Raw genomic sequence first — 12,267 nt, 5'->3', positions numbered from 1 at the left:
CGTTTTTGCTGGAAAAGAGCGAGCCCGTTTGTGCCCCGCTGGGCAGGGGCCACGCAGCCAATAGGCACACCAAGGCGATCAAAGCGACCCAGCCCTGCACCTTCCATTTGGACAAAGCGGTGGCCTGGCCACGAAAAAACACGGAAACTTGCACGCCAATCCTTCGTTTGACCCCTGATCGATCGGGCGGGGTGCCCCGGCATCACAGTGCGCAAGGCACTGTACACGCCCGGGCTCCATTAAGATGCCCCCCATGCAAAATCCTTCGCGTTTTTGGGCCGACTGGACCACCCTCGATTTTCAGGCCTTAGTACCAGACCGGGCCATCGATCGGGCCATCGCCGTCCTGCCCGTCGCCGCCACCGAGCAGCATGGCCCGCACCTGCCGCTGTCGGTGGACACCGATTTGGTCAATGGCGTGGTGGCGGCTTGCTTGCCGCACTTGCCTGCCGACTTGCCGGCTTTGTTTTTGCCCACCCAAGCCGTGGGCCTGAGCCCTGAGCACGCGCGTTTTGCGGGCACCTTGACGCTCAAGGCCGAGACCTTGATCCGTTTGTGGACTGACATCGGTGAATCGGTGGCGGCCAGTGGCGTAAAAAAGCTGGTGCTGCTCAACGCCCATGGCGGACAAGTCAGCGTGATGGACATCGTGGCGCGGGATTGGCGGGCCCGGCTGGGCATGCTGGTTTACAGCGTGAGCTGGTTCAATTTGCCCTTGCACGATGCACAAGGCGGGGACGTGAATGCGCTGTTTCCCCCTGAAGAGCACCGTTTTGGCGTGCATGCGGGTGACACCGAAACCTCGATGATGCTGGCGCTGCGGCCAGGCACTGTGCGCATGGACAAGGCGCAGAACTTCCGCTCCACCTCGCAAGACCGCGCCGAGCGTTTTGAAATTTTGGGCAATGGCAAAAGTGCCAAGCTGGGCTGGCAAATGCAGGACTACAACCGCCACGGCGCTGCGGGCAATGCCTTGGCCGCTACGGCTGAAAAAGGCCAGGCTTTGCTGGGCGCCTCGGGCCGGGCGCTGGCGCAGTTGTTGGGTGAAATTGACCGTTTACCGCCCGACACCCTGAGCGATTCGGTGGGCTGAAAACAGCCGGTCTTCAGAAGTTGGGCAGCACCAACTCGCAGTGCCCGCGGCTCACGCTTTTGGGGTATTCGCGGGTGGTGTCAAGGCAGCCGCCTTCGGCATAAACGCCTTGCGGGTCGCGCATGCGCAGCATGCGCTCCAAAACCTGGGCTCGGGCTGAAGGGTTGGCTTCGGTTTGCGCCACCAGAGCCTCGACCACCGTCTCGTCCATTTGCAACGCACCTTGGGCGTCGGTGTATGCGCCGTCTTTCCAGTGAAAGATTTCGATGGCTTTGGACTCGAGCGTGTAGGGCGTGTCGCGCTTCCAGAAGTTGCTGAACAAGCCGCCACCCATGTAGATGACCCAAGAGCCTTCGTAGCCGGTGACGTCGGAAGAGCGCTCGTCCGGGTTGCGAAACCACAAGCGGTCGCCTGGCACATAAAAGCGTCCCGGCAGGGGTGCTTCAATGCTGCCGTATTCGACCAGGTAGACCTCATGAAACTGACCTGAACGCACGGCGTGGATTTCATTGAGGCTTTGCAACTGGGCCAAGAGTTCGGGGTTTTCGGATTGGAGCTCTTGCGCGATGCCCAACAAAATCACGTACTCGGTCGCCCTGTAACAAGAAAAATCATAGAGTCTGCCTGTCGCATCGGGTTGGGTGGCCGCTATCAGTGCATCGACCAAGCAGCGACCTGGCTGCAAAATGAAACCAGCCTCGTCACCCCCGTCTCGCCAATAGGTTTGAGGCCGTTCGGCGGCATCGGTTTTGAACGCCAGCGCGGTTTTTCGGGCGTCCAGGGCCATGTTGCGCCGCACCCGGATGTGTGAGGTGAGCGAGTCGAGGCTGGCAAATTGAAAGCGGTGGGGTGAACCCAGCAAGGCCACCCAGATTTCTCGCTCCAGGGCCCATGCTTCGTCAGTCTGAGTGGGGCGCCCCAGTTTTTCGTGCAAGGCCAAAGTGTCGTGGCCCGGCATGCATTGCGCTCTGAAGTCGGGCCGCAGCGTGCAGATCAGTGCAACTTGTCTGCCATGCAAGGGCAGGGTCAAGGCTTGGACCGCTGAGGCCAGGCCCCATTCATTCAACAAAGACGTCAGCTCGCTTGACAGCCGGTCTGCCTCAGCGGCATGTGTGGTGGTGAGCTGGATGCCGCCCTCCAATGACTTGAGGGCCAACCAGGCAGTTGAACTGTTCATGGTTCGATTTTGCCTGCAAACCGAAGTGGTATTGCCTAGGGAATGTACCTGTGGGCATGACCTTGCGCGAGGTAATGGGTGGCTCAGGCGAAAGTGATCCAGCTTTGGTGCGCGTCGCTGTCCAGGTGCGGCAAGGTGTTGTAGGTCAGCAGCATGTGCCGCTTGGGGGTGAAGACGAATTCGGTCAGCGCCGTGTTGCGGATGCGCAGGTTCAGCTCGATGGTGGTCTCGGGCGGGGTGCCCAGCACGCGGCCCACGGCAGTCGAGATAGGGCCGCCGCTTGAGACAATCATCACGTCTCCGGTGTGTGACTGCCGCACGTGGTCGAGCGCGGCCTCAATGCCGCCGACAAAGTCGGCATAGCTGGGCATGTCACGCGGCTGGGTGCGTCCGGCCATCCAGGCTTGCAGGGCGTCGCGCAGCAGGCGAAAGTGGTGGCGGTACAGCTCGGGCGTGTCGGGCTTGGCCAGCGGCTCGGGGTGGATCGACTCGATCAGCGCGTGGCTGTCGTATTCGTTCAGACCCGGCCACACGGCCGGGGTGTGCGGCAGGCCCGCGCCTTCGGCAATGCCTTCCCAAGTTTGGCGGTGGCGTTTCAAGCTGCCCATGAGCACCGCTTCGAGGGGCTTGTCTTGCAGCTTGGGCCGCAAATACTCACCCAAGCGCACGGCCTGCTGGCGGCCCAAGGGGCTGAGTTGATCGTAGTCATCGGCCCCGAAAGAGGCTTGTCCGTGGCGGACCAGATAGAGGGTTCCCATGGGCTGGGATTGTGCGCAGCTTGCGAGTTTTCGCCTGTCGCTGGAGTGATCAGAGGGTGACGGTGCCTTGAATGCAGCCGACCACATCGCCGCCCACCCAGACTTGGCCTTGTGCGTCTTTGGAGAGGAACACTTGGCCCGCACGGCCGAGCGCCGTGCCTTGGCGGGCGCTGTAGCGGCCGGGCATGTGGCCTTCGGCCATCAACCATTGCGCCAGCGACGCGTTCAGGCTACCGGTGACGGGGTCTTCGGCGATGCCCACCGGCGCGGCAAAGGCGCGCACTTCCAAGTCGGTCGGGTCGTTGGCGATGCGGGTTGAGGCGGCAAAGGCCCTGGCCTCGCGGTTGGCGCGGCGGATCAGGCCGTTGGCTGAGTGGTTGGCGTTGGACTCACGTTTTGCCGCCACACCGACCTTGGTGTTCAGCCGTTTGAGTGCCGCGTGGTCAGGCTCCAGCGCGAGCAGGCTGTCCACCGAGTCGATCAAAAGGCCCAGCCAGTGTGGGCCGTTGTTCAGGTCTTGTGCGGCCAGCACCTCGTCGGGCTGCAGGCCCAAAGCGGCCAGCACCTCGGCCAGCAGCGCTGGCGCAGGCGTTTGGCGCTGCAAGGGCGGCGCGGCAAAAGCCCAGCGGCCATCGACCGATTTCAAGCTGACCAGACCCACACCACATTCCTGCACCAGTTGGCCACTTTGCCGGGGCTGGCCACCCGCCTTCAACCAAGCGTGGGCGGTGCCCAGCGTCGGGTGGCCCGCAAACGGCAGCTCAGCGCCGGGCGTGAAGATGCGTACCCGGTAATCGGCCCCGCCCGCTACCCCCGCTGGCGTGGGCGGCAGCACAAAGGTGGTTTCACTCAGCTGCGTCCAGCGGGCAAAGGCCTGCATTTGCGCGTCAGACAGGTCTGTGCCGTCCAGCACCACGGCCAGGGGGTTGCCCAAAAATGCGGTGTCTGTGAAGACGTCGACTTGTTGGAAAGTACGGGTTTTCATGGCAGAAAAGTCTTTCAGGACAAAGGTAAATCCAATACACCCACTGCGCCCGGATGCTGGCGCATCTGAGCGTACCAGCGCTCCAGATGAGGCCAATGGGGACGGTTTTGCGGTAGGCCCCACCAGCGGTGCACTTCGCACGCGATGGGCAGGTCTGCCATGCTCATCTGCTCGCCTGCAACAAAAGCTTGCTTTTGCAGCCCTCGATCGAGCAAATCCAGCAAGGGTTCTGTGGCCGCGACCGATTGGGCAATCAGGTCGTGGTTACGTTGGTCTTCGGGCGTTCGAATCCATTGCACGAAGGCAGGCCCGCTGGCGCGATTGAGGATGGTCTGCTGCCAGTCCATCCATTGCTCTGCAGTGAAGCGGGTCTGCAAGTCCGATGGGTAGAGTTGGTTTTCCCGTGCGCAGAGGTAGCGCACGATCGCGTTCGACTCCCACAGTGTGTAGGCGCCATCTTGGATGGTGGGCACCATGGCATTGGGGTTGAGCAACAAATAGTCTGGTGTGTGGACCACACCAAAACTCAAACCTGCGTCAACACGCTGAAACGGGATGTTCAGCATTTGTGCGCAGAGCACAACTTTTCGCACATTGATCGAGCTGATGCGCCCCCAAATCTTGAGCATGCTTATTGGCCGGACAAGGATTCCCGAATGGCTGCAGCCAATGCGCTCATGCCGGTGTTGATCTGGTCCACCGTGGCGGTCACAAACGACAGGCGCAGGGTGCTTTCATCCGCACCTTCAGCATAAAAAGCAGAGCCGGGCACAAAGGCCACGCCTTTTTCCACGGCTTTGTCCAGCAACGGAATGGCTTTGAGGCCCTGGGGCAGTTGCACCCACAGGAACATGCCGCCCACCGGGCGGTTCCAGGTGAGGCCCAAGCCCGCCATTTCCCGGTCGAGCGCGGCCAGCATGGCTTCGCATTGCTGTTTGTACAGGGCTCGGATGGTGGGTACATGGCGTTCGATGAAGCCGTCTTTGAGCACTTCGGCCACCACGCGCTGGTTGAAGCTGGGCGTGTGCAGGTCGGCCGCTTGCTTGGCTTGCAGCAGCTTGGGGTAGAGCGCTGGGGGCGCGACCAGGTAGCCCAGACGCAGGCCGGGGGCCAGGATTTTGGAGAACGAGCCCAGGTACACGCTGCCTTCGGGATGGCGTGAACTCAAAGAAGGCGCGGGCGGCGCGTCAAACCAAAGGTCGCCGTAGGGGTTGTCTTCGATGATCGGCAGACCGGTTTCGATGGCCACTTGGGCCACGGCGGCGCGGCGCGCTTCGGTCATGGTGCGGCCCGTGGGGTTCTGGAAGTTGGGCAGCAGGTAAACAAAACGGGCTTTGTCGGCCCCGGTGCCGACTTTGGCTCGCAAGTCATCGGGGTCCACGCCGTGCTCGTCGCTGTTCACACCCACGGCCACAGGCTCCATGGGGGTGAAGGCTTGCAGTGCGCCCAGGTAGGTGGGGGTCTCCACCAAAATTCGGCTGCCCGCGTCGATCAGGATCTTGGCCACCAGGTCCAGGCCTTGCTGGCTACCGGTGGTGATCAGCACCTGGTCGGGGCTGACGTTCATGCCCTGCTTGAGCAGGTCTTGCGCCACCCATTCGCGCAGCGGTGCATAGCCTTCGCTGGCGGCGTATTGCAAGGCGGCTTTGCCGTCATCCCTCAGCACGCGCTCGCTGGCTTCGCGCATGGCGTCAATGGGGAAGGTCTTCGGCGAGGGCAGGCCGCCCGCAAAGCTGATGATGCCGGGCTTTTCAGTGACTTTCAGGATCTCGCGGATCACCGAGGGGTTCATTTTTTCGGCGCGTCGGGCCATTTGCCATTTCATGTTCTGCTCCTCAATTTTTTGCTCTGTTGGATTGTCGGTGGGCTCTTCAGTGGGTTTTTGGGGTGTTGGCCATGCGCCGCCCCATGAACACCGTGGCCACGACCAGCAGGGCAAAACCCAGAGTCATGCCATCGAGCGATTCTCCCAGCAAAGGCACAGCGGCCACGATGCTGATGAAAGGTTGCAGCAATTGCAGCTGGCTCACCCTCAGCGGGCCGCCCAGTGACAGGCCGCGAAACCAGGCGAAAAACCCCGCCCACATCGAGAACACCCCGACGTAAAGCAAGGCCAGCCACGAGAGGGGCGCTATGGTTTGCTCGGGCCAGGTGAGCCAGGCCCCGGGCAGCGTGATGGGCAATGCCATGACACACACCCAGCTGATGACTTTTTCCGCGCCCAGGCTGGCCGTGACTTTGGCCCCGGCCACATAACCCAGCGAAGCGGCCAGCACCGCACCCACCAACAGGGTGTCGGCCCAGGTCAGGCCAAAGCCCTGCGACGCACCATTGTCCATTTGTGATGCTCGCAGCAGGCTGTAGACCGCCACCAGGGCGCTGCCCAAAGCGGCAAACACCCAAAACCCGAGGCGTGCGCGTTGGTGCATGAGCCAAGCGGCGGCGGCCGCTGTGGCCAGCGGCAGCAAGGCGGTGATCACGGCGGCGTGGCTGGCCGTGACATGGCGCAGCGCCCAGCCCAGCAGCAAGGGGTAGCCGATCACGTTGCCCGCGAGCGAGAGCAGCAAGGGGCCGCGTTGCGCTGCGGTGGGACGCGGTGCACGCACGGCCAACAGGTAGGCGAGCGACAGTCCCCCCGCCAGTGCGGCCCGTGCCCAGGTCACAAACCAGGGTGACATTTGCGGCGCGTCCACCGTGCCCGTGGCCAGGCGCGTCATGGGCAAGGTGAGTCCAAAAATGAACACGCCCAGAAGGCCCAGCCAAAGGCCCAGGTTTTCGCGTTGTTGAGGGGCGTTGTTCATAGGAGGTGCGGTTTGTTGTGATTGGGGTGGATTTGTTGACTTGCGAACATCCGGCTTGGCGTGCGCTGTTAGCCTGCGCTTTGCCGCAAGCCGTTCAGAATCCACAAGGCCGTGGCCACCAGCGCCACCGTCATGCAGCGGTTGAACATCAGCAAGCGGCGGCCGTGCGCCAGCCAGTGGCGCAGCATGGAGCCTGCCACTGCGTAGGTCAGGTTGCTGAAAAAGCCATAGGCCACCATGATGGGCAGCAGCACCAGCGTGCGGGCCGTGGCGTCTTCGCGCCCAGCCACCCAGCCTGCCACGATGGCGAGCGCCAGCATCCAGGCCTTGATGTTGAGGAACTGCAGGCCCACGCCCTGCACAAAGCCGACTTGCAGTTTGGCGCTGTCGGCCTGCTGCAAGCTGCCGCTTTGCCACAAACGCGAGGCTAGCCACAGCAAATACCCCGTGCCCAGCGTCACGATGCCCCAGCGCAAAGGCGGAAAAGCCACCACCAAACCGCCCAAGCCCGTGGCGCACAGCACGAACAAAATGCCCCAGCCCACCGGCACCGCACACACAAAGCGCATGGCCCTGCGCAGCCCGTGGTTGGCGGCCATGGCGGTCGACAAGGTGGTGTTGGGCCCGGGTGTGAAGCTGCTCACGGTGGCGAGCACCAGCAGGGCGCTGAGTTCTGAAGCGGTCATGGCTTTGAATGTAGGGCTTAAATGAGTACAGTATCGGTACAGTTTGCAAGATCATTTGGAAAACTGTACTGGCCCGTCTGACCGCACACTTGTTTGAATGCCGCCCATGTCTTTGCTCAGCCGTGAATCCACCCAACCCCTGACCGAACAACTCGCGCAGCGTTTTGTAACGCGCATGCGTGACCAGTTGTGGGTCTCGGGTGCACGTTTGCCTTCGGTGCGGCAATGCGCCCAGATGCATGGCGTGAGTGCCTCCACCGTGGTGGCGGCCTATGACTGGCTGGTGGCGCAGGGCTGGGTGGAGGCCCGCCCGAACCGGGGCTTTTTTGTGCGCGACCGGGTGCAACGCACACCGTCCTCACCCGTTGCGGCCGGGGGCGTTGTGCCCAGCCCGCCGCCTGTAAATGCCGCAAGCTTGATTCGGGGCATGTTCCACCAGCCCAGCGCCGAGCCACAACCGGGCATGGGGGTTTTTCCTGCGGACTGGTTGGATGCCGATTTCTTATCGGCGGCCTTACGCAAGGTGGTGACCAGCCCGGCTTTGCGCGAGTCGTCCTTGCGCTATGGCGAGCCGCAAGGGGACACCGGTTTGCGCGAAGCCCTTTCTTCCAAGCTGGCCAGCATGGGTTTGCACGCAGCGCCGGACCAGCTCATCACCACCGTGGGGGCGACCCATGCGCTGGACATCATCAGCCGCACCTTGTTGCGCCCGGGTGATTGCGTGATGGTGGAGGAGCCCGGCTGGGCCATTGAATTTGCCCGCTTGCAAAACCTGGGTGTGCGCATCTTGCCTGTGCCGCGATTGGAGACCGGGCCTGATCTGGAGGTGGTGGAGCGCTATGCGCAGTTGCATGCGCCCAAAATGATGGTCAGCGTGTCGGTCTTGCACAACCCCACGGGTTACGGTTTGTCATTGCCGTGTGCGCACCAGTTGGTGAACCTGGCCCACCGCTACAACTTTCATGTGGTGGAAGACGACACCTACGGGCACATGGCTCCGGCGCATGCGGTGCGCTTGTCAGTGCTCGATGGCTTGCAAAAAACCATTTATGTCAGCGGCTACGCGAAGATCCTTGCGCCCAGTTGGCGCGTGGGCTACATGGCCGCTCCAGCCGATTTGAAAGATGCGTTCTTGGACACCAAGCTTTTGTCCACGCTCACCACCCCGGTGCTGTTTGAAAAGGCATTGGCGCTGTGCCTGGAGCAAGGCGCGATTCGGCGGCACACCGAACGTTTGTCGCAACTGCTGGAGGCCGCCCGCAGTCGCAGTGTGAAGCTGGCGCTGGCGCACGGTTGTCAGTTCGTGGCACCGCCTCAGGGCCTGTTTGGCTGGGTGGATGTGGGGGTGGATACCGATGTGCTCGCGCTGCGTATGCACGATGCCGGTTACCTGTTGGCGCCCGGCTCTTTGTTCCATGCCGACCGCAGGCCGGGCTCGTTCATGCGGGTGAACTTTGCCAGCACCCAAGATGAAAAATTCTGGCGCGCCCTGGCCAAGACGCGTCAGGCTTTGTTGTAGTTTTCCTGGGTTGGAGCTTTCTTGCTGCGTGTTGAGCCCCTCGTGCTGGGGCTCAGCGTGCGGACAAAATTTCCCAGCGTTCCATGGCAGCCAACAACACGTCGTCGATCTCGGCGTCGCGTTTGAACAGTTGCTGCGCCAATCCCGGGTCGCGTTGGTAAATGCTGCCGTCCGCCAGTTGTGCACGGGCTGCGGCCTGCTCTTTTTCCAGCGCTTCGATTTTGGCGGGCAATTCGGCCAACTCGCGTTGCTCTTTGTAGCTGAGCTTGCTGCGAGCCGCAGCGGTTGCAGCAGGCGTGCTTGCAGGTGCGGCGGTCGCAGCAGGGGTACCACTGCGTTGCGCGGCCTGGGCGCGGATGGCCTGGCTGCGTTGGGACTGGACCAGCCAGTCCTGTACTGAGCCCTCGTATTCGCGCCAGAAACCAGGTTGGTCCGGGGCGCTTTCGCAGGCGATGATGCCGGTGACCACGTTGTCCATGAAGGCGCGGTCGTGGCTGACGAGGAACACCGTGCCTTCGTAGGTTTGCAGCAGCTCTTCCAGCAACTCCAGGGTTTCGATGTCCAGGTCGTTGGTGGGCTCGTCCAGTACCAGCACGTTGGCGGGGCGGGCAAACAAACGCGCCAGCAGCAAGCGGTTGCGCTCGCCCCCTGATAAGGAACGCACGGGCGAAGTGCCGCGTGCGGGCGAGAACAAAAAGTCGCCCAGGTAGCTTTTGACGTGCTGGCGCTTGTTGCCGATCTCGATCCATTCGCTGCCGGGGCTGATGAAGTCTTCCAGCGTGGCGTCCAGGTCCAGCGCGTCGCGCATCTGGTCAAAGTAGGCGACTTCCATCTTGGTGCCGCGTCGCACCTCGCCGCTGTCGGCTTCGAGCTCGCCCAGAATCAGTTTGAGCAGGGTGGTCTTTCCCGCGCCGTTGGGGCCCAGCAGGCCGATCTTGTCGCCGCGCAGCAAGGTGCCGGTGAACTTCTGGATGATGGTGCGCACCGAGCCGTCGGGCTGGGTGAAGCTCTTGCTCACATCCGTCAATTCGGCCACCAGCTTGCCACTGGGCACGCCTGAGGCAACTTCCATTTTCACGTTGCCGACTTTCTCACGGCGGGCGGCGCGTTCACTGCGCAGGTTTTGCAGGCGTGTGATGCGGCTTTGGCTGCGGGTGCGTCGTGCTTCTACACCTTTGCGAATCCAGACCTCCTCTTGGGCCAGCAGCTTGTCGGCTTTGGCTTGAATCACCGCTTCTTGTGCCAACTGCTCTTCTTTCTGTACTTGGTAAGCGGCGTAGTTGCCCGGGTAGGGGCGCAGCTTGCCCCGATCCAGCTCGACAATGCGCGTGGCGATGCGGTCCAGAAACGCCCGGTCGTGCGTGATGGCGATCACGCTGCCCTTGAAGTCAATCAGCAGGTCCTCCAGCCAGGTGATGGCGTTCAGGTCCAGGTGGTTGGTGGGTTCATCTAATAAGAGCACATCAGGACGGGTCACCAAAGCCTGGGCCAAGGCCACCCGCTTGCGCATACCACCAGACAGCGATTGCACAATGGCGTTCGGGTCCAGCTTCAGACGTTGCAGGGTTTCCTCCAGGCGTTGCTCCCAGCCCCAGCCGTCGCGCGATTCGATCAGTCCTTGCAGGGTGTCCAGATCTCCCCGGCTGTGCGTGTAATCGTCGATCCATTGAATGACTTCTGCCAAACCTTCACGAACGGATTCAAAAATGGTGTGCTCGGGCACCAACAAGGGTTCTTGCGCTACATAGGCGATGCGTACGCCCTGCTGGACGTGCAAACTGCCGTCATCCGGGCGTTCCATGCCGGCCAATATTTTGAGCAAGGACGATTTGCCTGTGCCATTGCGACCAATCAAACCGATGCGCTCGGACGTCTCTAAAGAGAAGTCAGCGTGATCGAGGAGTGCGACATGGCCAAAAGCCAAAGAAGCGTTCAAGAGTGTGAGTAAAGCCATGGGCCCATTATCCGGGCGGGGGAGTGCGAAACTTTCACAAAGACTTCAAAAAACATGTGAACGACTAAAAAGTTGTGCAATAATCGAGGGCTTCGCTGCACACAAGTGAGGTTTTCGAAAGAAGCCAAACAGGCACAAAGAAGTGGTTGAAGAAAAGTTCTGGTTGAGCTAAGAAATTTTCAAAAACCTGGTGCAGAGCAAAAAAACTGTGCGATAATTGAAGGCTTCGCTGATCGCAGTGAGGCAAACAAAGTGGCTCCAAGCTGCTTAGGTTCTTTAAAAATATACAGCCGATAAGCGTGGGCGTTTGATGGTGATTGCCAAGTTCTTCGGAACTTAGCTTTAATTAGCTAACAAACGCTCATGAAGTAAAAAAGATGTGGAAATCAGAGATGGTGACCACGTTGATTCCAATTTATGAGTTGGTCGAAAGGCCGAAAAAAATCAAGATCGAACTATAGAGTTTGATCCTGGCTCAGATTGAACGCTGGCGGAATGCTTTACACATGCAAGTCGAACGGTAGAGGGGGCAACCCCTTGAGAGTGGCGAACGGGTGAGTAATATATCGGAACGTGCCCAGTCGTGGGGGATAACGTAGCGAAAGTTACGCTAATACCGCATACGATCTAAGGATGAAAGCGGGGGACTCGCAAGAGCCTCGCGCGATTGGAGCGGCCGATATCAGATTAGGTAGTTGGTGGGGTAAAGGCTCACCAAGCCAACGATCTGTAGCTGGTCTGAGAGGACGACCAGCCACACTGGAACTGAGACACGGTCCAGACTCCTACGGGAGGCAGCAGTGGGGAATTTTGGACAATGGACGCAAGTCTGATCCAGCCATTCCGCGTGCAGGATGAAGGCCCTCGGGTTGTAAACTGCTTTTGTACGGAACGAAAAGGTTTCTATTAATACTAGGAGCTCATGACGGTACCGTAAGAATAAGCACCGGCTAACTACGTGCCAGCAGCCGCGGTAATACGTAGGGTGCAAGCGTTAATCGGAATTACTGGGCGTAAAGCGTGCGCAGGCGGTTATGTAAGACAGAGGTGAAATCCCCGGGCTCAACCTGGGAACTGCCTTTGTGACTGCATAGCTAGAGTACGGTAGAGGGGGATGGAATTCCGCGTGTAGCAGTGAAATGCGTAGATATGCGGAGGAACACCGATGGCGAAGGCAATCCCCTGGACCTGTACTGACGCTCATGCACGAAAGCGTGGGGAGCAAACAGGATTAGATACCCTGGTAGTCCACGCCCTAAACGATGTCAACTGGTTGTTGGGTCTTCACTGACTC

At 60.7% G+C, this 12,267-nt stretch carries 10 protein-coding genes and 1 rRNA gene; 3 read left to right on the top strand and 8 right to left on the bottom strand.

Annotated elements, in window-relative coordinates; translation table 11 throughout:
• Window positions 1-253 precede the first annotated feature (253 nt).
• Complete coding sequence (locus H663_RS29340; protein WP_053173551.1) at window positions 254-1,093, top strand: creatininase family protein; 840 nt, start codon at window positions 254-256, stop codon at window positions 1,091-1,093.
• Between the two features lie 13 nt (window positions 1,094-1,106).
• On the opposite strand, the gene H663_RS29335 is transcribed toward H663_RS29340, so the two are convergent.
• The 7 genes from H663_RS29335 to H663_RS29305 form a co-directional block, all read right to left on the bottom strand.
• Window positions 1,107-2,270: a hypothetical protein gene (locus tag H663_RS29335; RefSeq protein ID WP_053172422.1), complete on the bottom strand. Its 1,164-nt coding sequence runs from the start codon at window positions 2,268-2,270 to the stop codon at window positions 1,107-1,109.
• Between the two features lie 83 nt (window positions 2,271-2,353).
• Window positions 2,354-3,028, bottom strand: a complete 675-nt coding sequence (locus H663_RS29330; RefSeq protein WP_053172420.1) for a histidine phosphatase family protein — start codon at window positions 3,026-3,028, stop codon at window positions 2,354-2,356.
• A 49-nt stretch (window positions 3,029-3,077) separates the two neighbouring features.
• Complete coding sequence (locus H663_RS29325) at window positions 3,078-4,013, bottom strand: PhzF family phenazine biosynthesis protein (protein ID WP_053172418.1); 936 nt, start codon at window positions 4,011-4,013, stop codon at window positions 3,078-3,080.
• Between the two features lie 14 nt (window positions 4,014-4,027).
• Entirely contained in the window at window positions 4,028-4,642 is a 615-nt protein-coding gene (locus H663_RS29320; RefSeq protein ID WP_053172416.1) for a glutathione S-transferase family protein, read from the bottom strand.
• Between the two features lie 2 nt (window positions 4,643-4,644).
• A complete protein-coding gene (locus H663_RS29315) occupies window positions 4,645-5,838 on the bottom strand; it encodes an aminotransferase-like domain-containing protein (RefSeq protein WP_053172414.1) in 1,194 nt (397 codons plus the stop codon).
• Between the two features lie 46 nt (window positions 5,839-5,884).
• Window positions 5,885-6,814, bottom strand: coding sequence for a DMT family transporter (locus H663_RS29310; protein WP_053172412.1), 930 nt, complete (start codon window positions 6,812-6,814; stop codon window positions 5,885-5,887).
• 68 nt (window positions 6,815-6,882) lie between these two features.
• Complete coding sequence (locus tag H663_RS29305) at window positions 6,883-7,500, bottom strand: LysE family translocator (protein WP_053172410.1); 618 nt, start codon at window positions 7,498-7,500, stop codon at window positions 6,883-6,885.
• A 112-nt stretch (window positions 7,501-7,612) separates the two neighbouring features.
• On the opposite strand from H663_RS29305, the gene H663_RS29300 reads away from it, so the two are divergent.
• Window positions 7,613-9,019 (top strand): aminotransferase-like domain-containing protein, encoded by a 1,407-nt coding sequence (locus H663_RS29300; protein ID WP_053173549.1) that lies wholly within the window; start codon window positions 7,613-7,615, stop codon window positions 9,017-9,019.
• A 52-nt stretch (window positions 9,020-9,071) separates the two neighbouring features.
• Here the strand turns inward: H663_RS29300 and H663_RS29295 are convergent, their stop codons facing one another.
• Window positions 9,072-10,973: an ATP-binding cassette domain-containing protein gene (locus H663_RS29295; protein WP_053172408.1), complete on the bottom strand. Its 1,902-nt coding sequence runs from the start codon at window positions 10,971-10,973 to the stop codon at window positions 9,072-9,074.
• A gap of 452 nt (window positions 10,974-11,425) precedes the next feature.
• On the opposite strand from H663_RS29295, the gene H663_RS29290 reads away from it, so the two are divergent.
• Window positions 11,426-12,267: ribosomal RNA gene (locus H663_RS29290) — 16S ribosomal RNA — on the top strand; the annotation flags it as partial.

The sequence above is a fragment of the Limnohabitans planktonicus II-D5 genome, from assembly GCF_001270065.2.
In the GTDB taxonomy this organism is placed as follows: domain Bacteria; phylum Pseudomonadota; class Gammaproteobacteria; order Burkholderiales; family Burkholderiaceae_C; genus Limnohabitans_A; species Limnohabitans_A planktonicus.
The sequence above is the reverse complement of the archived record's forward strand: the minus strand, read 5'-3'. Positions and strand labels throughout refer to the sequence as shown.

Coding starts and splice junctions, on each gene's coding strand:
- H663_RS29340 (WP_053173551.1), top strand. CDS start 254: ATGCAAAATCCTTCGCGTTTTTGGGCCGACTGGACCACCCTCGATTTT.
- H663_RS29335 (WP_053172422.1), bottom strand. CDS start 2,270: ATGAACAGTTCAACTGCCTGGTTGGCCCTCAAGTCATTGGAGGGCGGC.
- H663_RS29330 (WP_053172420.1), bottom strand. CDS start 3,028: ATGGGAACCCTCTATCTGGTCCGCCACGGACAAGCCTCTTTCGGGGCC.
- H663_RS29325 (WP_053172418.1), bottom strand. CDS start 4,013: ATGAAAACCCGTACTTTCCAACAAGTCGACGTCTTCACAGACACCGCA.
- H663_RS29320 (WP_053172416.1), bottom strand. CDS start 4,642: ATGCTCAAGATTTGGGGGCGCATCAGCTCGATCAATGTGCGAAAAGTT.
- H663_RS29315 (WP_053172414.1), bottom strand. CDS start 5,838: ATGAAATGGCAAATGGCCCGACGCGCCGAAAAAATGAACCCCTCGGTG.
- H663_RS29310 (WP_053172412.1), bottom strand. CDS start 6,814: ATGAACAACGCCCCTCAACAACGCGAAAACCTGGGCCTTTGGCTGGGC.
- H663_RS29305 (WP_053172410.1), bottom strand. CDS start 7,500: ATGACCGCTTCAGAACTCAGCGCCCTGCTGGTGCTCGCCACCGTGAGC.
- H663_RS29295 (WP_053172408.1), bottom strand. CDS start 10,973: ATGGCTTTACTCACACTCTTGAACGCTTCTTTGGCTTTTGGCCATGTC.